20 protein-coding genes and 1 pseudogene are annotated in these 21,765 nt (G+C 69.0%); 16 read left to right on the top strand and 5 right to left on the bottom strand.

What is annotated here, in order from left to right:
- Nucleotides 1-8 precede the first annotated feature (8 nt).
- From JN22_RS33895 to JN22_RS33855, 9 genes are read left to right on the top strand one after another with little or no spacing between them, the layout of a single operon-like run.
- Nucleotides 9-560 carry a TRAP transporter small permease gene (locus tag JN22_RS33895; protein WP_085558279.1) on the top strand — a complete coding sequence of 184 codons (552 nt, stop codon included), beginning with the start codon at nucleotides 9-11 and terminating at the stop codon, nucleotides 558-560.
- Nucleotides 557-1,888 (top strand): TRAP transporter large permease, encoded by a 1,332-nt coding sequence (locus JN22_RS33890; protein ID WP_085558278.1) that lies wholly within the window; start codon nucleotides 557-559, stop codon nucleotides 1,886-1,888. The genes JN22_RS33895 and JN22_RS33890 overlap by 4 nt, the downstream gene beginning before the upstream one ends.
- Before the next feature lie 4 nt (nucleotides 1,889-1,892).
- Nucleotides 1,893-2,561, top strand: coding sequence for a fumarylacetoacetate hydrolase family protein (locus JN22_RS33885; RefSeq protein WP_179166353.1), 669 nt, complete (start codon nucleotides 1,893-1,895; stop codon nucleotides 2,559-2,561).
- A complete protein-coding gene (locus tag JN22_RS33880; protein WP_085558276.1) occupies nucleotides 2,558-3,298 on the top strand; it encodes a fumarylacetoacetate hydrolase family protein in 741 nt (246 codons plus the stop codon). Before JN22_RS33885 ends, JN22_RS33880 begins: the two co-directional genes overlap by 4 nt.
- A 59-nt stretch (nucleotides 3,299-3,357) precedes the next feature.
- Nucleotides 3,358-4,206 carry a 3,4-dihydroxyphenylacetate 2,3-dioxygenase gene (gene hpaD, locus JN22_RS33875; RefSeq protein WP_085558275.1) on the top strand — a complete coding sequence of 283 codons (849 nt, stop codon included), beginning with the start codon at nucleotides 3,358-3,360 and terminating at the stop codon, nucleotides 4,204-4,206.
- A 16-nt stretch (nucleotides 4,207-4,222) separates the two neighbouring features.
- Complete coding sequence (locus JN22_RS33870; RefSeq protein ID WP_085558274.1) at nucleotides 4,223-4,612, top strand: 5-carboxymethyl-2-hydroxymuconate Delta-isomerase; 390 nt, start codon at nucleotides 4,223-4,225, stop codon at nucleotides 4,610-4,612.
- Nucleotides 4,613-4,627: 15 nt separating this feature from the next.
- Nucleotides 4,628-5,431 carry a 2-oxo-hept-4-ene-1,7-dioate hydratase gene (gene hpaH, locus JN22_RS33865; protein WP_085558273.1) on the top strand — a complete coding sequence of 268 codons (804 nt, stop codon included), beginning with the start codon at nucleotides 4,628-4,630 and terminating at the stop codon, nucleotides 5,429-5,431.
- Between the two features lie 19 nt (nucleotides 5,432-5,450).
- A complete protein-coding gene (hpaI, locus tag JN22_RS33860) occupies nucleotides 5,451-6,275 on the top strand; it encodes a 4-hydroxy-2-oxoheptanedioate aldolase (protein ID WP_085558272.1) in 825 nt (274 codons plus the stop codon).
- A 36-nt stretch (nucleotides 6,276-6,311) separates the two neighbouring features.
- Nucleotides 6,312-7,766: an NAD-dependent succinate-semialdehyde dehydrogenase gene (locus JN22_RS33855; protein WP_085558271.1), complete on the top strand. Its 1,455-nt coding sequence runs from the start codon at nucleotides 6,312-6,314 to the stop codon at nucleotides 7,764-7,766.
- Nucleotides 7,767-7,862: 96 nt separating this feature from the next.
- Here JN22_RS33855 and hpaR read toward each other — a convergent pair whose 3' ends face one another.
- On the bottom strand, nucleotides 7,863-8,336 hold the full coding sequence (gene hpaR / locus JN22_RS33850; RefSeq protein ID WP_223678032.1) for a homoprotocatechuate degradation operon regulator HpaR: 474 nt from the start codon (nucleotides 8,334-8,336) through the stop codon (nucleotides 7,863-7,865).
- A 298-nt stretch (nucleotides 8,337-8,634) separates the two neighbouring features.
- Here hpaR and hpaE point away from each other — a divergent pair, with 298 nt between their 5' ends.
- From hpaE to JN22_RS33815, 5 genes and pseudogenes are all read left to right on the top strand, one after another.
- On the top strand, nucleotides 8,635-10,158 hold the full coding sequence (gene hpaE, locus JN22_RS33845; protein WP_085558269.1) for a 5-carboxymethyl-2-hydroxymuconate semialdehyde dehydrogenase: 1,524 nt from the start codon (nucleotides 8,635-8,637) through the stop codon (nucleotides 10,156-10,158).
- A 196-nt stretch (nucleotides 10,159-10,354) separates the two neighbouring features.
- A pseudogene (locus JN22_RS35440) lies at nucleotides 10,355-11,216 on the top strand (transposase); the annotation flags it as partial.
- A 247-nt stretch (nucleotides 11,217-11,463) separates the two neighbouring features.
- Nucleotides 11,464-12,978, top strand: coding sequence for a TolC family protein (locus JN22_RS33825; RefSeq protein ID WP_085558268.1), 1,515 nt, complete (start codon nucleotides 11,464-11,466; stop codon nucleotides 12,976-12,978).
- Between the two features lie 107 nt (nucleotides 12,979-13,085).
- Nucleotides 13,086-14,360 carry an efflux RND transporter periplasmic adaptor subunit gene (locus JN22_RS33820; protein WP_179166351.1) on the top strand — a complete coding sequence of 425 codons (1,275 nt, stop codon included), beginning with the start codon at nucleotides 13,086-13,088 and terminating at the stop codon, nucleotides 14,358-14,360.
- A 232-nt stretch (nucleotides 14,361-14,592) separates the two neighbouring features.
- On the top strand, nucleotides 14,593-15,021 hold the full coding sequence (locus JN22_RS33815) for a hypothetical protein (protein ID WP_085558266.1): 429 nt from the start codon (nucleotides 14,593-14,595) through the stop codon (nucleotides 15,019-15,021).
- Between the two features lie 243 nt (nucleotides 15,022-15,264).
- Here the strand turns inward: JN22_RS33815 and JN22_RS33810 are convergent, their stop codons facing one another.
- The 4 genes from JN22_RS33810 to JN22_RS33795 form a co-directional block, all read right to left on the bottom strand.
- On the bottom strand, nucleotides 15,265-16,212 hold the full coding sequence (locus tag JN22_RS33810) for a hypothetical protein (RefSeq protein ID WP_143269041.1): 948 nt from the start codon (nucleotides 16,210-16,212) through the stop codon (nucleotides 15,265-15,267).
- 15 nt (nucleotides 16,213-16,227) lie between these two features.
- A complete protein-coding gene (locus tag JN22_RS33805) occupies nucleotides 16,228-17,445 on the bottom strand; it encodes an ABC transporter permease (protein WP_085558264.1) in 1,218 nt (405 codons plus the stop codon).
- Nucleotides 17,442-18,167 (bottom strand): ABC transporter ATP-binding protein, encoded by a 726-nt coding sequence (locus JN22_RS33800; RefSeq protein ID WP_223678031.1) that lies wholly within the window; start codon nucleotides 18,165-18,167, stop codon nucleotides 17,442-17,444. Before JN22_RS33800 ends, JN22_RS33805 begins: the two co-directional genes overlap by 4 nt.
- Before the next feature lie 121 nt (nucleotides 18,168-18,288).
- A complete protein-coding gene (locus JN22_RS33795; RefSeq protein ID WP_085558263.1) occupies nucleotides 18,289-18,963 on the bottom strand; it encodes a GntR family transcriptional regulator in 675 nt (224 codons plus the stop codon).
- Between the two features lie 223 nt (nucleotides 18,964-19,186).
- Between JN22_RS33795 and JN22_RS33790 the strand changes: the two genes are divergently transcribed.
- Nucleotides 19,187-20,626, top strand: a complete 1,440-nt coding sequence (locus tag JN22_RS33790) for an FAD-binding oxidoreductase (RefSeq protein WP_396022028.1) — start codon at nucleotides 19,187-19,189, stop codon at nucleotides 20,624-20,626.
- A 79-nt stretch (nucleotides 20,627-20,705) separates the two neighbouring features.
- Nucleotides 20,706-21,764 carry a TRAP transporter substrate-binding protein gene (locus tag JN22_RS33785; protein WP_085558262.1) on the top strand — a complete coding sequence of 353 codons (1,059 nt, stop codon included), beginning with the start codon at nucleotides 20,706-20,708 and terminating at the stop codon, nucleotides 21,762-21,764.
- Nucleotide 21,765 lies beyond the last annotated feature (1 nt).

Below are 21,765 nucleotides of genomic sequence, written 5' to 3'. Positions count from 1 at the left end.
CCTTCATCATGCATGAACCCATCGGAAGCCCGGACTTCCGGCCAAGGAGCGCGGGCGAGCGTGCCCTGCTGCTTGCGGCGAAAGGCTTCGCCCTGGCCGGCGGCGGCATCTTCATGGCGCTGATCGGCATGTCGCTGCTGTCCATCTTCGGGCGCAAGCTGGCCAACCTGCCGGTCACCGGCGACGTGGAGCTGATGCAGGTCGGCACCGCAGTGGCCGCCTGCGCCTTCCTGCCGCTCTGCACCATCCTGGGCGAGAATCTGCGCGTCGATTTCTTCACCGAAACCGCCCCGGCCTGGATGCGCCGGCTGCTCGACGCGGTGGCCGACCTGCTGCTCGGCGCGCTGGCCCTGCTGCTGGTCTGGCGCACCGGTCTCCAGGTGATCGACATCCGCGAGGCGGGAGAGGTGACGCCGCTTCTGGGCCTGCCGGTCTGGATGCCGATGCTCGCCATGCTGCCCAGCCTCATCCTGACGGCGCTGTGCGCGCTGACCCGCGGCTGGCGCGACCTGACATCCAACGAACGACAGACGGCCGGCACGGCGGAGGTGGCACGATGAGCGGGACCGCAATCGGACTTGCCGGCTTCGCCGGGCTGATGGGCATGCTGGCGCTGCGCGTCCACATCGGCGTGGCGATGTTCATCACCGGCGGCGCCATCTACCTGACCATCAACGACGGCCAGACCGCCGCCCTGCTGTTCACCCTCAACAACCTCGCCTTCGCCCGGCTGTCGAACTACGACCTGTCGGTCATCCCGCTGTTCCTGCTGATGGGCCAGTTCGCCACCCATGGCGGGCTGTCGAAGGCACTGTTCCGCGCCGCCGGCGCCCTGATCGGCCATTGGCGCGGCGGTCTGGCGATGGCCTCCACCGCCGCCTGCGCCGCCTTCGGCGCCATCTGCGGATCGTCGCTGGCGACCGCGGCCACCATGGGCCAGGTGGCGCTGCCCGAATTGCAGGCGCGCGGCTATTCCGGGCGGCTGGCGACCGGAACGCTGGCGGCCAGCGGGACGCTGGGCATCCTGATCCCGCCCTCGGTGCCGTTGGTCGTCTATGCGGTGCTGACGCAGGAATCCATCGGCAAGCTGTTCGTCGCCGCGGTGGTTCCCGGCGTCATCGCCGCGCTCGGCTATCTCGCGGTGATCGCGCTGATCGTGCGGCGCAACCCGGCCGCCGGCCCGGCCAGCGCCCCGTTGCCCTGGTCGGAGCGGCTGCGCGCCCAGCTCGGCGTACTGCCGGTGCTGCTGGTCTTCCTGGTGGTGATCGTCGGCATCTATGACGGCTGGGCCAACCCGACGGAGGCCGCCTCCATCGGCGCCGCCGCCTGCGGCCTGATCGCCTTCGCCTCGGGCGGCATGCGCTGGCCGCAGCTGGTCGCCAGCATCCACGGCACCGCCCAGGCGACCGCCATGATCTTCGTCGTGCTGATCGGCGCCGACCTGCTGAACTCGGCGCTGGCGGTGTCGCAGATGCCGGTGGAGCTGGCCGCCTGGGTGCGCGACAGCGGCATGCCGCCGCTGCTGGTCCTGTTCAGCATCATCGGCATCTACATCCTGCTGGGATGCGTGATGGATTCGCTGGCGATGATCCTGCTGACCATCCCGATCTTCTACCCGGTGGTGATGGGCCTCGACTTCTTCGGCATGGCCGCCGACGACAAGTCGGTCTGGTTCGGCATCCTGGCGCTGATGGTGGTGGAAATCGGCCTCGTCCATCCGCCGGTCGGCATGAACCTCTACGTCATCAACCGGCTGGCGCGCGGCGTGCCGATGCGCGAAACCGCCTTGGGCGTCATGCCCTTCCTGGCATCCGACCTGCTGCGCATCCTGCTGATCGTCTTCGTGCCAGGCATCTGCCTGTGGCTCGTCCATGCCTTCGGAGGCTGACACCATGCAAACCACTTCCCCTCAGGGAATGGTCTACGGCGTGATCCTGAACGACCGCCCAACCCTGGACCGCCTCGGCCCGGCCCTGTCGCAGCCACCCTACGGCGCGCCGCCGAAGGCGCCGATCCTCTACATCAAACCCTACAACACCCATGCCGGCAACGGCGCCGTGGTGCGGCTGCCGCGCGGGGCGGAGCGGGTGGAGGTGGCGGCGACGCTGGGCCTCGTCATCGGCCGCGACGCCACCGCCCTGGACGAGGCCACGGCGATGGACGCGGTCGCCGGGCTGCGCCCGATCCTGGACGTCAGCCTGCCCAACCCGTCGGTCTACCGACCGCCGGTGCGCGAACGCTGCTTCGACGGCTCCTGCCCGATGGGCGAGACGCTGCCCTACGCGGCAGTGGCGGCGGTGGAGGGGCTGACCCTGCGCACGCTGGTCAACGGCACCGTGGTGGCGGAGCGCGGCCTGTCCGATCTGGTCCGCCCGCCGGCCCGGCTGCTGGCCGAGGTGACCGGATTCATGACCCTGCGGGCCGGCGACATCCTGCATCTGGGGATCGCGCTGAACGGGCCGCAGGCCGGGGCCGGCGACCGCGTCCGGTTGGAGATCGACGGCTTCGCCCCGCTGGACATCGTCATCGAAGACGCCGCGGTGGAAGGAGAAACGCCATGAAGCGCGCCCGCATCCTGCTGGACGGCACGGTCCATGCGGCCGTCGAGGAAGAGGGACGGCTGCGGCTGTCCGACGGCCGCTTGGTTGCCCCCGAGGCGGTCGATTGGCTGCCGCCGGTGGAGCCGCGCACCGTCTTCGCGCTCGGCCTCAACTATGCCGACCATGCGAAGGAACTGGCCTTCAAGGCGCCGGAAACGCCGCTGGTCTTCCTGAAGGGACCGAACACCATCACCGGCCATCATGCCCGCACCCGGCGCCCGGCCGACGCCACCTTCATGCATTACGAATGCGAACTTGCGGTGGTGATCGGCCGCACCGCCCGCGACGTGCCGCGCGACAGCGCCTATGAAGTGGTCGCCGGCTACAGCGTCGCCAACGACTATGCCATCCGCGACTATCTGGAAAACTACTACCGCCCGAACCTGCGGGTGAAGAACCGTGACGGCTGCACGCCGCTCGGCCCCTGGCTGGTGGACGCGGCGGACGTGCCCGATCCGATGAACCTCTCGCTGCGCACGCTGGTCAACGGGCAGGTGACGCAGGAGGGCAGCACGCGCGACATGATCTTCGACGTGCCGCACCTGATCGCCTACCTGTCGTCGATCATGACCCTGTCGCCGGGCGATGTCATCCTGACCGGAACCCCGGAAGGGTTGGCGGACGTCATGCCGGGCGACACCGTCACGACCGAGATCGAGGGCATCGGCAGCCTCGTCAACCACATCGTCGCCGGTTGACGGGTTTTCAGACTTCCATCACCAAGCCGGGCCGAACCGGCCGCATTCCGGAGGAAAGCATGGGCACACTCGCACTCGCCGCCAAGATCACCCACGTCCCGTCCATGTACCTGTCGGAGCTGGACGGCCCGCACAAGGGGTGCCGCGACGCCGCCATCGCCGGCCACAAGGAGATCGGCCGGCGTTGCCGCGACCTCGGCGTCGACACCATCGTGGTGTTCGACACCCACTGGCTGGTCAATTCCGGCTACCACGTCAACTGCGCCGCCCATTTCGAGGGCGTCTACACCAGCAACGAGCTGCCGCACTTCATCAAGAACCTGCCCTACGCCTATGACGGCAACCCGGCGCTCGGCCATCTGCTCGCCCGCACCGCGACGGCGGCCGGGGTGAACACCCGGTCGCATTCGGAAACCTCGCTGACGCTGGAATACGGCACGCTGGTGCCGATGCGCTACATGAACGAGGATCGCCGCTTCAAGGTGGTGTCGGTCTCCTCGCTCTGCACCGTCCACGACCTGAAGGACAGCGCCACGCTGGGCCGCGCCGTCCGCCGCGCCATCGAGGAGGAGTATGACGGCACCGTCGCCATCCTCGCCAGCGGCTCGCTGTCCCATCGCTTCGCCCAGAACGGCGTGTCGGAGCAATACCTGCACAAGATGTGGGACCCCTTCCTGGAGCAGGTCGACCTGCGCGTGGTCGATCTGTGGCAGCGCGGCGACTGGGCGACCTTCACCGCCATGCTGCCGATGTATGCCGAGAAATGCTGGGGCGAGGGCTACATGCACGACACCGCCATGCTGTTCGGCGCGCTGGGCTGGGACCGCTACGAGGGCAGCGTCGACATCGTCACGCCCTATTTCGCCTCCTCCGGCACCGGCCAGATCAACGCCGTCTTCTCGGTCTGAGGCGGGAGGACGGAGCATGCCGCATCTGACCGTCGAGTACACCGGCAACCTCGGCGCCAAAGCCGACATTCCGGCGCTGCTGCGCAAGGCCAACGCCGTGCTGATCGCCCAGGGCGGCGCCTTTCCCATCGGCGGCATCCGCTCCCGCGCCATCCGGCTGGAGGATTTCTGCGTGGCGGACGGCACGGCCGACGACGCCTTCGTCCACCTGACGCTGAGGATCGGCAGCGGCCGCAGCGCCGAGCAGAAGAAAAAGGCCGGCGACGAGCTGTTCGCCATGGTCAGGGACCATTTCGCCGACCTCTTCGCCAGCCGCTTCCTCGCCCTGTCGCTGGACATCCAGGAGTTCAGCGAGGCCGGCACCTGGAAGCACAACAACATCCACGGCCGCTACAAGGCCGCTTGAGACGAGGCTTTCCCCATGCTCAGTCCCGATGCCGTCCGGGCCGCCGCCGCGCGCCTGCACGAGGCGGAGAACACCCGCGTCCAGACCCGCCAGATCTCGCTGGACCACCCCGACATCACCATCGAGGACGCCTACGCCATCCAGCGCTGCTGGGTGGAGGCGAAGATCGCCGGGGGGCGCAAGGTCATCGGCCACAAGATCGGCCTGACCAGCCGGGCGATGCAGCAGTCCTCGCAGATCGACGAGCCGGATTACGGCACCCTGCTCGACGACATGCTGTTCCCCGACGGCGGCGACATCGCCATCGACCGCTTCATCGCCCCGATGGTGGAGGTCGAGCTGGCCTTCATCCTGAAAGCGCGGCTGGAGGGGCCGAACGTCACCCTGTTCGACGTGCTGTCGGCCACCGACTATGTCGTGCCGGCGCTGGAGATCATCGACGCCCGCTGCCACCGCATCGATCCCGACAGCAAGCGCCCGCGCAAGGTGATGGACACCATCTCCGACAACGCGGCGAACGCCGGCATCGTCATGGGCGGCCGGCCGATGCGGCCGCTGGACACCGACCTGCGCTGGGCCGCTGCCCTGCTCTACCGCAACGGCGTGATCGAGGAGACCGGCGTCGCGGCCGGCGTGCTGAACCACCCGGCCAACGGCATCTGCTGGCTCGCCCGCCGCTTCGCGCCGCATGGCGTGGCGCTGGAGCCGGGGCAGGTCGTGCTCGCCGGCTCCTTCACCCGCCCGGTGCCGGTCAAGGCCGGCGACACGGTGCATGCCGATTACGGCCCCTTCGGCTCCATCGCGCTGCGCTTCGTGTAAGGTTTCAAGGAGGGCTTCGATGAGGAATCCGGAAAACGCCTTCAAGCGGGCATTGGCGGCAGGCCAGCCACAGTTCGGCCTGTGGCTCGGGCTGGCCGACGCCTATTGCGCGGAGATCGCAGCCGGGGCCGGCTTCGACTGGCTGCTGATCGACGGCGAGCATGCCCCGAACGACCTGCGCGGCATCCTGGCCCAGCTCCAGGCCGTCGCCGCCTATCCCAGCCATCCCATCGTCCGGCCGGTGGTCGGCGACGCGGCGATCATCAAGCAGATGCTCGACCTCGGCGCCCAGACCCTGCTGGTGCCGATGGTGAAGACGGCGGAGCAGGCGGCGGCGCTGGTCGCCGCCACCCGCTATCCGCCCGAGGGTGTCCGCGGGGTGGGCAGCGCGCTCGCCCGCGCCTCGCGCTGGAACCGCATCGGCGCCTATCTGGACGAGGCCGACGGCGAGATCTGCCTGCTGCTGCAGGTGGAATCCGCCCGCGGTCTGGAGAATCTCGACGCCATCGCCGCGGTGGAGGGGGTGGACGGCGTCTTCTTCGGCCCGGCCGACCTGTCGGCGTCGCTGGGCCTGCGCGGCCAGCCGGGACATCCGACCGTGCGCGCGGCCATTGAGGACGGCATCGCCCGCACCCGCAAGGCCGGCAAGGCCGCCGGCGTGCTGGCGACCGACGAGGCGCTGGCCCGCGCCTATCTGGCGGCCGGCGCCCTGTTCGTCGGGGTCGGGGTGGACACCACCCTGTTCGCCCGCGCCGCCGCCGACCTTGCCGCCCGCTTCCTCCAGCCGTCTTCCGAACCGACGACCTCTCCAGCGACAACCGCTCCGGTGCCTGGCGGCTATTGACCACCCCGCAGGATACCCTCCGCAGGATACCCATCGATGATCGACTTGACCGACAGCACCCTGCTGCGCGAGCGCTGCTTCGTGGCCGGCGCCTGGATCGACGCCGACGATGGCGGGCGCAGCCCCGTCACCAACCCGGCGACCGGCGCCACCATCGCCCATGTCCCCCGCTGCGGCGCCGGCGAGACCACGCGCGCCATCGCCGCCGCCGAGGCCGCCTTCCCCGGCTGGCGGGCGGAAACCGCCGGCCGCCGCGCCGCCCTGCTGCGCCGCTGGTTCGAGCTGATCCAGGAGAACCGCGAGGATCTGGCCCTGCTGATGACGCTGGAGCAGGGCAAGCCGCTGGCCGAGGCGCGCGGTGAGATCGATTACGCCGCCTCCTACGTCGAATGGTTCGCGGAGGAGGCGAAGCGCCTCTATGGCGACGTCATCCCGTCCCCCCTGCCCGACCGCCGCATCGTCGTGGTGAAGGAGCCGGTGGGCGTCTGCGCCGCCATCACGCCGTGGAATTTTCCGGCGGCGATGATCACCCGCAAGGCGGCGCCGGCGCTGGCGGCCGGCTGCACGATGATCGTCAAGCCGGCCGAACAGACGCCGCTGTCGGCGCTGGCGCTGGCGGCACTGGCCGAGCGCGCCGGCATTCCGCCCGGTGTCTTTTCGGTGGTGACCGGGTCGGCCCGGCAGATCGGCGCGGTGCTGACCGCCAGCGCGGCGGTGCGCAAGCTGACCTTCACCGGCTCCACCGAAGTCGGCCGGCTGCTGATCGGGCAATGCGCCGGCACGGTCAAGCGGCTGTCGATGGAACTCGGCGGCAACGCCCCCTTCATCGTCTTCGACGATGCCGATCTCGACGCGGCGGTCGCCGGCGCCCTGGCCTCCAAATACCGGAACGCCGGCCAGACCTGCGTCTGCTCCAACCGCTTCCTGGTGCAGGACGGCATCTACGAGCGCTTCGCCGCCAAACTGTCGGAGGCGGTGGCCGCGCTGACAGTCGGCAACGGGCTTGAGGACGGCGTGCAGCAGGGGCCGCTGATCGATGCCGCCGCCCTGGCGAAGGTGGAGGAGCTGGTGGCCGACGCCACCGGGTCCGGCGCCGCCGTGGCGGTGGGAGGGCGGCGCCATGCGCTGGGCGGCACATGGTTCGAACCGACGGTGCTGACCGGCGTCACCGCGTCGATGCGGGTGGCGGTGGAGGAGATCTTCGGCCCGGTCGCTCCCCTGATCCGCTTCACCGACGACGCCGACGCCGTGCGTCTCGCCAACGACAGCGACTACGGCCTCGCCGCCTATCTCTTCACCCGCGACCACGCCCGCGTCTGGCGCGTCGGCGAAGCGCTGGAATACGGGATGGTCGGCATCAACACCGGCCTGATCTCCACCGCGGTGGCCCCGTTCGGCGGGGTGAAGCAATCCGGCTTCGGCCGCGAAGGCTCCCGCTACGGCATCGAGGATTATATGGAGATCAAATATCTGTGCATGGGGGGACTATAAAGGACGTGCACCATGTAAAGCCCTCTCTCCCCTGGGGAGAGGGCTTATAGGCGCCCTTCTTAACCTGACTTCGGAGCCCTGCCTGCTCCCCGCCCCCTACTCCTCCTCGCCGTCCCCGTTCGGACCGCCCAGGCAATCGGCGAGTTCGTCGAGCAGCCCATACAGCGTCGCCAGCCGGTCGGCGCCGAAGGCCGCGGTGATCTCGGCATAGCGCCGTTCGCTGTGGGGGGCGATCAGCGTGATCATGTCGCGGCCGGACGGCGTGATCGAGATCTGGGCCGCTCGCAGGTCCTTGTCCTCTATGCCGCGCTGGATCAGCTCGCGCTTTTCCAGCGTGCGCAGGATGCGCGACAGGCTGGGCATGCTGATGCTGCTGACCCGTGCCAGTTCACCGGCGCGGAACCCGTCCGCCGTGGTCAGGGCGCGCAGCACCCGCCATTGCTGTTCGGTCAGGTCATGTTCGTGCAGCAGCGGACGGAAGCGCGCCATCACCGCTTCGCGCGCTTTCAGCAGCGCCATCGGCAGGGACCGGCGGAAGGCCCGCATCTCGCCACCGGAGTGCCCGGCCACCTCTGTGGGTTCCACCACCGGTCCGGCTGCCGCCGCGGCTTTTCTGGAAGGTCTGCCCAAGGCTCCGGCCTCATCTGGAAAGAATCGACGCATGTCTGGAGGTTTCCTGCACCATAGCGCGGCGGCCCCACGCAGGGAAAGCGCTTGACAGCACCGTCGCCCGATTTATATAACATGTTAAATATTAACAAGTCAAGTTTGCGCCGGGGCGCACCGCCCGCCGCGCCCCGGCCGGCCCTACCTCGGCCCACCCCGCCTCGGCCCAACAAGCGCCAACCAAACTCTGGAGTGAAACGCCATGGCATCCCTTTTCGAAACGAATCTCGCAACCGCGGAACGGCTCCTGACCCGCTTCCGGGATCGTCCGCTCGGCCATTTCATCGACGGGCGGGAGGTGCCCGGCCAGTCGGACCGGCTGTTCGACAACCTGTCCCCCATCGACGGCGGGATCATCAACCGGGTCCATGCCGGCAACGCCGCCGACGTCGATGCCGCCGCGACGGCGGCGCAGCGCGCCTTCCCCGCCTGGGCCGCCCTGCCGGGCACCGAGCGCAAGCGCATCCTGCACCGGGTCGCCGACGGCATCCTGGCGCGGGCGGAGGAGATCGCCCTGCTGGAAAGTCTGGACAGCGGCCAGCCGATCCGTTTCATGAGCAAGGCCGCCGAACGCGCGGCAGAGAATTTCCGCTTCTTCGCCGACCGGGCGCCGGATGCCGCCAACGGCCTGTCGCTGCCGGCCAAGGATCACCTGAACTTCACCGTCCGGCAGGCGCTGGGACCGGTGGCGGTCATCACGCCCTGGAACACGCCCTTCATGCTGTCGACCTGGAAGATCGCCCCGGCGCTGGCCGCCGGCTGCACGGTGGTCCACAAGCCGGCGGAGTGGAGCCCGCTGACCGCCATGCTGCTGGCCGAGATCATGGCTGAAGCCGGTGTGCCGGCCGGCGTCGCCAATCTGGTCAACGGGCTGGGCGAGGAGGCCGGCAAGCTGCTGACCGAGCATCCGGCGATCAAGGCGGTGGCCTTCGTCGGTGAATCGACCACCGGCAGCCACATCATGGCCCAGGGCGCCCCGACGCTGAAGCGCGTGCATTTCGAACTGGGCGGCAAGAACCCGGTCATCGTGTTCGACGACGCCGATCTGGATCGGGCGCTGGACGCCGTGGTGTTCATGATCTACAGCCTCAATGGCCAGCGCTGCACCTCGTCCTCGCGCCTGCTGGTGCAGAGCGGTATCCATGACGCCTTCGTCGAAAGGTTGGCGGAGCGCGTCGCCCGCATCCGCGTCGGCCACCCGCTGGATCCCGCCACCGAGGTCGGCCCGCTGGTGCACGAGCGCCATCTGAACAAGGTTCTGGGCTATTGCGCCATCGCGCGGGAGGACGGCGCGACGGTCAAGGTCGGCGGCATCCGCGCCGAAGAGGCCGGCACCGGCGGCAACTACGTCCGTCCGACACTGTTCACCGGCGCGCACAACCACATGCGCATCGCCCAGGAGGAAATCTTCGGGCCTGTCCTGACCGCCATTCCCTTCCAGGACGAGGCGGAGGCGGTCGCGGTGGCCAACGACGTCGCCTATGGGCTGACCGGCTATGTCTGGACCCGCGACGTCGGCCGGGCCAACCGCGTCGCGTTGAAGCTGGACGCCGGCATGGTGTGGATCAATTCGGAGAACAACCGCCATCTCCCCACCCCCTTCGGCGGCATGAAGGCCAGCGGCATCGGCCGTGACGGCGGCGACTACAGCTTCGATTTCTACATGGAGACGAAGAACATCTGCGTGGCGCTCGACACACACACGGTGCCGAAGCTCGGCGCCTGATCCACCGCGTTCACGCGATAGAGACCGGGGCGATGCGGCAGAGGGATCCCTCCGCCTGGGCCGCGGCACGGTTCGACGAGACATCCGGCTGCGGTAGATTGCACCGCAACTGGATGTCTTCGAGATGGACAAGGAACAGGAGCGTAAGCCCGAGGGGGCGCCGGATCTCGCCGACAACGCTGGCGCAGGCGCCCCCTCGGGCGCGGACGCCAGCACGCCCCAACGCTTTTCCGCCGCGCGCAAGGTGACGGCGGTCACGCGCCTGCTGCGCGGCGAGCCGCTGGAGATCGTCGCCCGCGAGTTGAACGTCACGGTGGCGCGCCTGTCGGAGTGGCGCGAGCGAGCCTTGGCGGCCGCCGCGTCCGCCATGAAGGAGCGCGAACGCGACGAGCGCGATGAGGAGATCGCGCGCCTGAAGGTCAAGGTCGGCGAGATCACCATGGCCAACGAGCTGCTGGAGGAAAAGATCGCCGCCACGGGCTGCTGGCACCGCATCGGGTTGGACGGCCCCGCACGCGCCCACACGACGGCACCATCGTCACCGAGATTGTGAACACGATGTGGGGGACCGACATGACCGAGACGGTCACCGTGGCCGAGGGCGTGGGGCGCGTCTTCATCGCGGTCGATCACGCCAACTCCGAGGTGGTAGGCATTCACGCCTCCAAGAGCGGCAACCGCCTGCACACTTCGGCAGCATCGGCCCAGGCGTCGCGGCTGGACTGAAGCTGCGCCACGACCACGGCTCCAACTACATGTCCGGCGACTTCCAGGCGGAAATCATGTGCTTGAGCATCGTCAGCTCGCCGTCCTTCGTACGCGAGCCGGAGGGCAACGGCGTCGCTGAGCGCTTCATCCGGACGCTCAAGGAGAACTTCCTCCGGGTCCACACCTTCGACACCGTCGAGGACCTGCGCCGCCCCTTGGTCGAGTTCGCCCACCACTGCAACGAAACCTGGCTCGTCGCCCGGCATGGACACCGCACCCCAGCCCTGGTGCGCGCCGACCAGCTCCAGGTTGATCAGATGCCCATGGCCGAGCTACCCTTGGCCGCCTGAATAAGCTCAGGCCCGGTGTCTCATTTCCGGGCCGCGGTACATACCCCCGCCATAACCCAGGCCAGACGCCGCCAGCAACCGCTCCGCCGCCAACTCGACGGCGCCTCGGCCATCTCCCCTCCGATACCCAGCCGAGCAGGAACGACCAGAAAACCAATTCACGGTTGATAAAACTTAACGATTCAAGCTACTGTCGGTCACAGGCGGAAACAGAGTTCGACCTTCGGCGATCCGGACAAGCGATACGATGCATGCAAAGGTTACCCACCTGCGGCGCTTCCCCGGCGTCCTGACCGGTGTCCTGGCCTGTTCGATCGCGCTCTGCCTGAACCCGGCAGACACGCTGGCCCGTGATGCCGCCGGGGCACCACCCTCCTCCCCCGCTCCCAAGGCGAAGCGGGGGGGGACCGGCAGTCCCTCGACGGTTCCCTTGACCCTGGCCGACGCCGTCTTTCTGGCGCTGCGCCACAACCGGACGATTCGCAGCGCCCATATTGACCGCATCGCGCAGAAATTCGATTTGCGGGTTGCCGAAGACCGGTTCGGCCCGCAGTTCGCCGTCAGCGGCAGCGTGATCCGGCAGCGGAGCGCCGGTCTCCGGACAACCGGCGCCGAAGTCGCGCCGTCGGCGACGATCCAGCTGCCGACCGGCGCGACCTTCGGATTCGCCTGGGCCAACACGCTGACGGAAGGCGGTGCCGGACGGACCCGCAGTTCGGTGGCGGAAATCAGCGTCAACCAGCCCCTGCTCCGCGGCGGCGGCGTCGAGGTCAACATGGCCCCGGTCCGCGCGGCCCGGCTGTCGGAGCGGATCAACCAGCTTCGCCTGAAAGCGACGGTCTCCGAAACGATCGCCCAGGTGATCCTCGCCTACCGCGACCTGCTTCGGGCGCAGGAGGAGGCGGCGCTGGCGGACGGCGCGGTCGGCCGGGCCCGCGACCTCCTCGCGGTCAACCGCGCGCTGATCGCCGCAGGCCGGATGGCCGAGGTCGAGGTCGTCCAGACCGAGGCCGACCTGGAGAACCAGCGGATCCGCGTGCTGGAAGCCGTCAAGGGACTCGATGCGGCCCGCCTGCTGCTTCTCGATCTGCTGGCGCTCGACCTTGGCACGGCGATCGTCGCCCAGGAGAGCACCAACCCCGCGAAAGTCGCGCCGGACCTGACGCAGGCGATGGACATGGCGCTGGCGGAACGGCCGGACTATCTGGGCCAGCGGCTGGTGGTCGAGCAGAACAGGCTCGGCGTCACCGTCACCCGGAACGAAAGGCTGTGGGACGTGTCGCTCTTCGCCACGGGCCGGCTTGGGCGGGAAAGCGTTTCCGGCGCCGGGGCGGAGTCGAGCCGCGTCTCCGACATGACGGCCGGCCTGTCGCTGGCCATTCCGCTCAACGGCTTGCGCCGGGACCAGCCTTATGTTCAGGCATCGACGGCCCTCCAGACGTCCGAACTGCAACTTGCGGCGATCCGGCAGGGGGTGGAGATGCAGGTCCGCAATTCCCTGACCGACATCAACATCCGCTGGCGCCAGCTCGAATCGGCGCGGCGGGCCCGCGACCTGACCCAGCGCGCCGTCGACATCGAGAAGGAGAAGCTTAAGGTCGGGCGATCCTCCAACTTCCAGGTGAGGGCGTTGGAGAATGATCTGCGGTCGGTCGAGAACCAGCAGCTCAGCGCGATGATCGGCTACCTGAACGCCCTGACGATTCTCGATATGCAACTTGGGACGACGCTGTCGACATGGCAAATCACGCTGGCGGACTGAATCACGGCCAGGGTCCCGACGAAGGCGGCCCCCGGCATGGCCGGCGCCCACGCCCGGCCTCCGACGCCATCCAACCCATGACGGCCCAACCCATGGTGGACGGTCCCATGGCCGGACCCGGGCGGCGGCGCGCCGCCATGGCCGGAATGGCGGCCGTCCTGGTTGCTGGGGCGGTCGCCATCGGGCTCGGATGGGGGCCGGCCATGCCGCCGGATGGCCGAAGCGACGGGCAAGGCGCGGCGCGGACGATCACGGTCGCGGAGGCGCCGGTCGTGTCGCGGGTGACGGTGCTGGGCACCGTCGCCGCCGGGCGGGCGGTTCCGGTCGTCGCGCCCTTCGACGGGGTGGTCCGGGAAAAGCACGTCCAGCTCGGCGACCGGGTCAGGGAGGGCGACGCGCTGCTGACCCTGGAGTCCGGAGAGCTACAGGGCCGGCTTCGCGACGCCCAGGCGAGCGTCCTGAAGGCGACGATGACGGCGGGCGCCCTGGCCCGCTGGGACGCGAGCCCCGACGTGCTGCGCGCCCGCCGCGCCCTACAGGCGGCGGAGGCCGGCTTGGCGGCGCTGGTCCGCCAGGTTGCGGAGACGAAGGCGCTTCTGGACCGGGGCATCGTGTCGCGCAACGAGCATGACGGGCTGGTCCAGCAGCGCAACGCGCAGACCCTGCTCCTCGCCGGGGCGCGGCAGGATCTGGCCGTCACGATGGAGCGCGGCAACGCCGACAACCGGACGCTGGCCGAACTCGAGCTGGAGAACGCCAGGGCGCGGCTGGACGATCTGCAACGGCAGGCCGACAGCGCGGTCCTGCGCGCGACCGCCGCCGGCATCCTGACCCGCCCTCCCCCGCCGGGACCGGGCATGCCGAATCCGGCGGCGGTCGAGCCGGGGACGCGGTTGGCGCGCGGCCAGCCGGCCTTCGCGGTCGCCGACACCGCCAGCTTGGTGGTCATCGGCAAGATCGACGAGGTGGACGTCAACCACATCGGGATCGGGCAGCCGGTCTCGATCACCGGGGACGCCTTTCCAGGCGCCCCCATCCCAAGCCGCGTCACCGGCATCAGCGCCGAGGCGGACCCGCAACCGGGCGCCCGGACGCCGATGTTCGAGATTCGGGCGACCTTTCCCGAAGACCGCGATTCGCAACGCCCACCCATCCGCATCGGCATGTCGGCGCGGATGACCATCGAATTCGCCGCCAACCCCCACGCCCTGCTGGTCCCGATCGACGCGATCCGGGGCGAGCCTGCGGTGCCGGCCGTTCTGGTGAGGGATCCCCGGTCGGGCGCCCCGCAGGAGCGTCGAGTCGTCCTGGGCGCAACGCACGAGAACGGCGTCGAAGTGCTTTCCGGCCTCGCCGTGGGCGACATCGTCATCCTTCCCTGACGGCGTTCGAGCCGCCGGCCCCTGGCACCGCCCGCTTTCGAACCCGCGACCTGCCTTGGCGAATGCCCGGATGCCCCGTTGCGCAGGGCCGCGCGGCTGCGATCTGTAAAATTTGATACACCTATAAAGTGTATAAAATTTGTTGCAAATCAATATGAGATGGTTCAACTTCAAAATTGCTCGCCATATGCGAGAAAATCATAAACGGGGGAAAACCATGTTGAATGCATCGATGCGCCGCAAATCTCGCCTGCTGGCGGCGGCCTTGGCCGGAACCGTCCTGGCGATGGGGGCCGGCGCGGCGCAGGCTGGCCTGCTGACCTCCATCACCGTGAAGAACAACACCGCCTTCGCGATGACCTTCCGGTCTCCGAGCGGCCAGATCCTCGGCACCGTGTCGCCGAATCCGCCCGGCGTGGCGCCGGCCAGCGGCGGCCAGTCGCTGTTCAGCGTCAACAGCTCCTTCACCGATATCGCGTCCATCCATTTCTATTTCGAGAATGGAACGCGCGGCTGCAAATTCGACACGTCCTACACCACGGGCGGCGGCTACACCCAGGCCGCGACCTCGTCGGGCAGCACCTTCGTGAGCTGCTCCGCTTCCATCACCGCGTTCAACCCGACGACGCACAATTATTCGATCACCTTCACGCTGAACTGAAAAAGGAATGGCGGACGTGCGATCAACACGTCCGCCATTCTGTTCCGCACCACTCTGTTCCGCATGGGATCGGATCGCGTAAAATCGGAATCGACTTGCAGCGTGACTCCGATCGCCGAACACAAGGCTACGGCTTCGCGCGTTTCCTATGAAACGCACGAAGTCGTAGACCCCGGTGAGCCAATAGATCCCGGCGAGCAATCTGATGGGCAGCGCGCCCCGAACCGGGCGCAAGCCGGGCGGTCAGAGCGTCATATCGACCCGCACCGAAGCGGCCTGCCTGTTCGCCTCCAGCTCCTTGCGGGCCTGCTGCAGGTCGGATGCCTGGGCGCCGCCCTTTAAAAGGGCGATCTGACCGATGTCCTTGACGTAGGAGCCGTCATGCACGGACGCCCAGGTCCCTTCGACGCCATGAATCCCCTTCACCAGCAGGTTGACGACCGGATCGCCGCTGTCGAGATTCTCCGCCGTCTCGCCCGGATGATCCCGCTGCATCGACGATTCATAGCCGACCTGGGTGGCGGCGCGATTCACGCGCCAGTTGTCCGACGCCCGCTCTTCCGGGCTGGCGGCATCCAGGAAGCGGACGCCGTTCCTGAAGCCGGCCGCCGGATCGCTCATGAAGCTGCCCGTCTCCCCCAGCCCCATCGCGGCGGCCTGCTGCTGCGACATGACGGTCCGGGCGAAGGCCTGCTCGTCGTCCGAGAACAGGCCGCCGCTGTTGCTGGCGATGGCATGGAGGGAGCGCCGGTCGAGGCCCTGGAACGCGGCGTCGATGTCCGCCTGGGTTCCCTGATTTTCCCCCATGCCCAGCGTGTGTCCCGCCTCCTTCATCCTGGCCAGATTGGCGTCGAGCGCCGACCGGGCGTCGCTGGTGACCTCGGCGAGGCTCCTTCCGGCCGATGCCGCTTGATTCGATGCGGTGGACACGGCACCGGAAAGCGTCACGACGACCGCCGGCTTGCCGACAGCCGCCGGGCCTGCGGTCTTGGGCGCCTCCGCCGGGGCCTTGCCGGCGATGAACGCCCGCGCCTGGTAAGCGCCGGCATCACCGACAACCGAGCTGACAACGGCCATCACGTCACCCCTTGCGATCGGGAAATTCTCAGAAGAAAAATACCATAAGGTTGTGCACGAGGCAACACGCACGTTGCGCGGCGCGCGAGGATCATAAACTTCCGGTAGCGGCATCCCGCCAACTGCCTCCTACTGGCTGCGCAGCGCCGCGATCGGATCGAAGCGCGCCGCCCGGGCGGCGGGATAGCTTCCAAAAAACAGCCCGACGACGATCGCCATCCCGCCCCCCAAGGGCAACGCCAGCGGCGCCGGGGCGAAGGGCCAGCCGAACGCCATGGCGAACAGCCAGCCGGCACCATAACCGATGGCGGTGCCGGCCGCGCATCCCACGCCGGACAGGATCAGCGCCTCCAGGACGAACATCACGCGGATGGCGTGGCGGCTCGCCCCGATCGCCATCCGCAAGCCGATCTCCGCCCGCCGCTCCATCACGTTCATCAGCATCACGTTCATCACGCCGACGCCGCCGACCAGCAGCGACACCGATCCGATTGCCAACAGCAGCAGGCTGTAGACGCGCATCTGCGCTTCCACCCCGACGATCATCCGCCGCGCCGTCTGCACCTCCACCCCCGGGGGTGGGACTTGGCCGCCGAGATACCCCAGGACGGCACCCGCCGCCGCCTCGTCACCGGCGCCCGGCGCGAGCTGGGCCGCGACACTGGTGATCCGCGGATCGCCGGCGAAGCGACGGGCGGCGGCGAAGGGGACGACGATCGACCGGTCGAGGTCGATGCCGAGGAGCGGGTTGGCCGGCGCCGGCTGCAGGATTCCCACGACCGTCAGCACCTGGTCGTTGACCGTGACGGCGGCGCCGACCCGCGCCGCCCGCCCGGCCTCCGCCATAGCCTCGGCCACGCCGCTGCCGATCACCGCGAACAGAGCATGGCCGTCGAGGACGGAGATGAAGCGGCCGGACAGGAGCGGCGCCTTGAGGATGGCGTGCAGCTCCTCCGTGCTGGCGACCAGGCTGGCGCCCATCTCGGCGCGCCCCGTCCGGACGCTCGCCCCCGTGGTGACGATCGCAACCGCCCGCCGGAGGCCGAGCCCCAGGCGGGGAAGGGCCTGCACCGCGGCAAGCGGGATCACCGCGCCGCCGCGGTCGTCGGATCGCGGCGTGATGGCGACGAGATCGACCCCCATCGCCTCGAACTGCCGCAAAGCCTCGGTGCGGGCGCCCTGCCCGATGTGAAGCATCGCGATCACCGCTGCCGTCCCGATGGCGATCCCGAGCAGCGCCAGCACCGTGCGGCCTCGCAACGCCCTCAGGTTGCCGGCCGCGTCGGCGGCGATTTCCCGCAGGATCGCCAGACGCCCCGGCGGCACGATGTCCACCCCCGTGGTCACGCTCCGTCAACCGCGCGCGGCCCGCCCCGGCTGTCGTCCAGGATCCGGCCGTCCCGCATCACGATCCGGCGCGGGCAGCGCGCCGCGATCGTTGGGTCGTGGGTGACGATCACGACCGTCACCCCGAGATCCTGGTTCAAGGCGAGGAACAGATCCATGACGCCGTTGGCCGCCCCGCTGTCGAGGTTGCCGGTCGGCTCGTCGGCCAGCAGCAGCGCCGGCCCGCCGACCAGCGCGCGGGCGACCGCCACCCGCTGACGCTGGCCGCCCGACAGCTCGTCGGGCCGATGGCCGGCCCGCCCGCCGAGCCCGACGCGGTCCAGCACCGCGGCGGCCAGCCGCCGCCTCTGCACCGCCGGCACCCCGCGGTAGAGCAGCGGCAGGGCGACATTGTCCAGCGCCGTCAGGCGCGGCAGCAAATGGAAGGACTGGAAGACGAAGCCGATCATCCGGTTGCGCAGCGCCGCCGCCTCGCGATCCCGAAGGCCGGCGACCGGCACTCCATCGATCCGGATGTCACCGCTGTCCGGCCGGTCGAGCAGGCCGATCAAATTCATCAGCGTCGTCTTGCCCGCTCCGGAGGCGCCGGTCAGGGCGCACAGCTCGCCACGGGCAAGCGACAGGGTGACGCCGTCCAGGACCGGAACGAGCCCCGGCTTCCCGGCGTAACCCTTCGACACATCCTCGATCTGCAGCATGCGGTCGCCCAGCGCGCGGAACACGCGGCAAGCCAATAGCAGCAACCCGCCATCAAGACAACCTCGACGCGACATCACCGGCCATCGGCACTCTTCATGGAAGCATCGAGGGCACCGCCATCCGAAAGCGCGCCGCAGCCGACAGCTACCGTTGCCTCTCGACCAGGGCGTCCGCGTAGGCGGCCTGGGCGCGCAGGATGTGCTGGGACAGCAGTTGCCCGAGCAGCGCCGAATCCCGATTCTCGAACGCTTCGATGATGCTGCGGTGCTCGCCGAACGACAAATCCTGCTGATCGCTGTGCGGGACCGAGAGATGGGCGCGCAACGCCGCCACCCGGCCGGAGATCGTCCGGTAGGCGTTCGCCAGATGCACGTTGCCGCAATGGTTGACGAAGCTTTCGTGGAAAACGGTGTCGGCGCGGGCGTAGGCCTTGGTGTCGCCGGCCTCGCGCGCAACCCGCATCATCTCCAGGGCGGCGGCCATGCCGTCCCGCGTCTCCGTCAGCGCCCTCTCCATGCAGCGTTCCAGCGCGCTGGTCTCCAGCAGCAGGCGGAAGGAGGCGAGCTGCTCGACGTCCTCCAGCGTCGGCTGGAAGACGAAGGTCCCCTTCTTCGGCACGATCACCACCAGCCCCTGCTGCTCCAGCCGGGTCAGCGCCTCCCGCATCGGGGTGCGGCTGACGCCGAGCGACAGCCCAACCGCGTCCTCCGACAGGGCTTGGCCGAAGGACAGCTCGGCGTTGACGATGGCGTCGCGCAGCCGCTCCTCGACGATCGTCGAAAGGGCCTTGGGAAGCTCGATCTGCAAGCGGGGTATCATTGTCTGTTCCACGGTCCGCCGGTTGCGCGCGCCCTGTCAGGCCTTCATCAGGCGGTCATCGAACCGCCGGGCCATCACGCAGAGATAATCCCTCCGCCCCCGAAGAGCAATATCTTCCATCTTGGACACTGTATCCAAGGTACAGGGTGTTGCACACAGTCACGCACCGTGATAGAGGGTATCCCCAGCAAACGGGCCGGCCAGACGCCGGAGACACGGAATCATGCGAGGGAAGACGCCGATGGAGATCGTGGCCACCCAGAGGATCCCGGACGCCGAGGGCGGCAGGCGATTGCCGGACGCGATGCTGGCGGATCTGCGGCAGCTTCTGGGCGCGCGCCTGGCTCTTGGCCTGGCGGAGCGCGAGCAGCATGGGCGGGGCGAATCCTACCACGCCACCCAGGCGCCCGACGCCGTCTGCTACGCGGAGAGCACGGAGGAGGTGGCGGCGATCCTGCGCCTCTGTTCCGCCCACGGCGTTCCGGTGGTGCCCTTCGGGGCGGGCACCTCGCTGGAGGGGCATGTTTCCGCCCTGCGCGGCGGCGTCTGCGTCGATCTCAGCCGCATGACGCGCGTCATCGCCGTGCGGGCCGAGGATCTGGACGCGACGGTCCAGGCCGGGGTGACGCGCATCCAGCTGAACGAGGAGCTGCGGGCCACCGGGCTGTTCTTCCCGATCGATCCCGGCGGGGAAAGCACCTTGGGCGGCATGGCGGCGACGCGGGCGTCGGGCACCAACGCCGTGCGCTACGGCACCATGCGCGAGAACGTGCTGTCGATGACCGTGGTGACCGCCGACGGCGAGATCATCCGCACCGGCAGCCGCGCCCGCAAATCCTCGGCCGGCTACGACCTGACGCGGCTGTTCGTCGGCTCGGAGGGCACGCTCGGCATCATCACCGAGCTGACCGTCCGCCTCTACGGCATCCCGGAGACCATCTCGGCCGCCGTCGTGCCGTTCGCGACGGTGGAGGCCGCCGTCGCCTCGGTCGTGTCGGTCATCCAGTGCGGCATTCCGGTCGCGCGGGTCGAGCTGATGGACACGCGCACCGTGCAGGCGACCAACCGCTACTGCGGCCTGTCCTACCGCGAGACGCCGACCCTGTTCTTCGAGTTCCACGGCTCGCCCGGCACCGTCGCCGAGCAGATCGCGATGACGAAGGAGCTGACGGCCGACCACGGCGCGCTGGATTTCGAAGCGGCCAGCGATCCCGACACCCGCGCGACCCTGTGGCGCGCCCGGCACGCCGTCCATTACGCGGTCCAGGCCATGCGCCCCAGCGCCAAGGTGTGGAGCACCGACGTCTGCGTCCCCATATCGAGCCTGACCCGCTGCATCGCCGAGACCCAGGCGGACATCGCGTCGGCCTCCTTCTTCGTCGCGATCGTCGGGCATGTCGGCGACGGCAACTTCCATCTCGGCCTCGTCATCGACCCGTCGGTTCCGGCGGAGCTGGAGGAGGCGGACGGCATCAACGACCGGCTGATCCGCCGCGCCATCGGCATGGACGGCACCTGCACCGGCGAACACGGCATCGGTTCGGGCAAGATCAAGTTCATGGAGCTTGAGCACGGCCGCGCCGTCCGCGTCATGCAGGCGGTCAAGGCGGCGCTCGACCCGGCCAACATCCTGAATCCCGGCAAGGTCCTGCCGGCGGCCTGACCGGCCGGCTCCTACCCCACCGGAAGCGCAACGCCTTCACAACAAGAACGGCCGACGCCGTCAATTCGAGGAAACATCCATGCAGAACACCCCGATTTCCCGCCGCCGCCTGATCGCCGGCGCCGCCACCCTCGGAACCGGCCTCACGCTCGGCGCCGGGATCGCCGGCCTGGGCATCGCCGGCTCCGGCCGCGCGCAGGCCGCGGCGCCGATCACGCTGCGGGTGTCCTCCTCCGCCCCGCCGGACCGTTTCGGCGCCCATTACCTGTGGTTCAAGCCGTTCCAGGAGGAGCTGGCCAAGCGCGTCGGCGACCAGATCAAGCTGGAGTATTTCCCCAACGGCCAGCTCGGCCGCGAAGCCGACGTCGTCAACCAGGTGAAGGGCGGCTCGGTGGACATGATGCTGACCGGCGCCTCGATCTGGGCCACCATGGTGCCGGAATTCGGGCTGCTGGATCTGGGCTTCCTGTTCAACAGCTACGACCATTGCGCCCGCGCGCTCGACGCCGGAGTCGGCGACGCCTACGACGCGATGCTCCAGGAGCGGGCCGGCGTCACCATTCTCGGCTGGGGCTTCCAGGTCGGCGCCCGCAGCATCTACACCAACAAGGAAATCGCCACGCTGCCCCAGCTCAAGGGCAACAAGCTGCGGGTGCTGCCGACCAAGGCCTTCATCGACACCTTCAACATCATCGGCGCCACCCCGACGCCGATGCCGATCAACGAGGTCTACACGGGGCTCCAGACCGGCGTCGTCGACGGCTTCGAGCATGATCCGGGCACGGTGCTGTCCTACAAATGGTACGAGGTGTCGCGCCACTGCCTGCAGACCCGGCACATCTACACGCCGTTGCTGGCCTACATCGGCAAGCGCGGGCTGGCGAAGATTCCGGCCGCGCTGTTGCCGCAGTTCCAGGAGGCCGCCGCCGCCGCGACCGCCGCCTGCCGGGCCGAGGTGCCGAAGGTCGAGGAGGAGGCGATGACCCAGCTGCGCGAGAAGGGCCTGACCTTCCTGGAGGTGAAGCCGGACGAGATGCAGGACCTGAAGCGCCGCATGAGCGAGCAGCTCTACACCGCCTACCTCAAGCAGTATCCCGCCACGGCGCCGCTGTTCGAGAAGATCAAGGCCAGCGCCTGAC

This window comes from Azospirillum agricola, assembly GCF_020005195.1.
In the GTDB taxonomy this organism is placed as follows: Bacteria; Pseudomonadota; Alphaproteobacteria; order Azospirillales; family Azospirillaceae; genus Azospirillum; species Azospirillum agricola.
Note: the sequence above shows the minus strand (reverse complement) of the source record. Positions and strands in the feature narration are given on the sequence as shown.

Excerpts from the sequence above, each read along its gene's own strand:
- JN22_RS33895 (WP_085558279.1), top strand. The coding sequence starts at position 9 with ATGCATGAACCCATCGGAAGCCCGGACTTCCGGCCAAGGAGCGCGGGC.
- JN22_RS33890 (WP_085558278.1), top strand. The coding sequence starts at position 557 with ATGAGCGGGACCGCAATCGGACTTGCCGGCTTCGCCGGGCTGATGGGC.
- JN22_RS33885 (WP_179166353.1), top strand. The coding sequence starts at position 1,893 with ATGCAAACCACTTCCCCTCAGGGAATGGTCTACGGCGTGATCCTGAAC.
- JN22_RS33880 (WP_085558276.1), top strand. The coding sequence starts at position 2,558 with ATGAAGCGCGCCCGCATCCTGCTGGACGGCACGGTCCATGCGGCCGTC.
- hpaD (WP_085558275.1), top strand. The coding sequence starts at position 3,358 with ATGGGCACACTCGCACTCGCCGCCAAGATCACCCACGTCCCGTCCATG.
- JN22_RS33870 (WP_085558274.1), top strand. The coding sequence starts at position 4,223 with ATGCCGCATCTGACCGTCGAGTACACCGGCAACCTCGGCGCCAAAGCC.
- hpaH (WP_085558273.1), top strand. The coding sequence starts at position 4,628 with ATGCTCAGTCCCGATGCCGTCCGGGCCGCCGCCGCGCGCCTGCACGAG.
- hpaI (WP_085558272.1), top strand. The coding sequence starts at position 5,451 with ATGAGGAATCCGGAAAACGCCTTCAAGCGGGCATTGGCGGCAGGCCAG.
- JN22_RS33855 (WP_085558271.1), top strand. The coding sequence starts at position 6,312 with ATGATCGACTTGACCGACAGCACCCTGCTGCGCGAGCGCTGCTTCGTG.
- hpaE (WP_085558269.1), top strand. The coding sequence starts at position 8,635 with ATGGCATCCCTTTTCGAAACGAATCTCGCAACCGCGGAACGGCTCCTG.
- JN22_RS33825 (WP_085558268.1), top strand. The coding sequence starts at position 11,464 with ATGCATGCAAAGGTTACCCACCTGCGGCGCTTCCCCGGCGTCCTGACC.
- JN22_RS33820 (WP_179166351.1), top strand. The coding sequence starts at position 13,086 with ATGGCCGGACCCGGGCGGCGGCGCGCCGCCATGGCCGGAATGGCGGCC.
- JN22_RS33815 (WP_085558266.1), top strand. The coding sequence starts at position 14,593 with ATGCGCCGCAAATCTCGCCTGCTGGCGGCGGCCTTGGCCGGAACCGTC.
- JN22_RS33810 (WP_143269041.1), bottom strand. The coding sequence starts at position 16,212 with ATGCCGCTACCGGAAGTTTATGATCCTCGCGCGCCGCGCAACGTGCGT.
- JN22_RS33795 (WP_085558263.1), bottom strand. The coding sequence starts at position 18,963 with ATGATACCCCGCTTGCAGATCGAGCTTCCCAAGGCCCTTTCGACGATC.
- JN22_RS33790 (WP_396022028.1), top strand. The coding sequence starts at position 19,187 with ATGCGAGGGAAGACGCCGATGGAGATCGTGGCCACCCAGAGGATCCCG.
- JN22_RS33785 (WP_085558262.1), top strand. The coding sequence starts at position 20,706 with ATGCAGAACACCCCGATTTCCCGCCGCCGCCTGATCGCCGGCGCCGCC.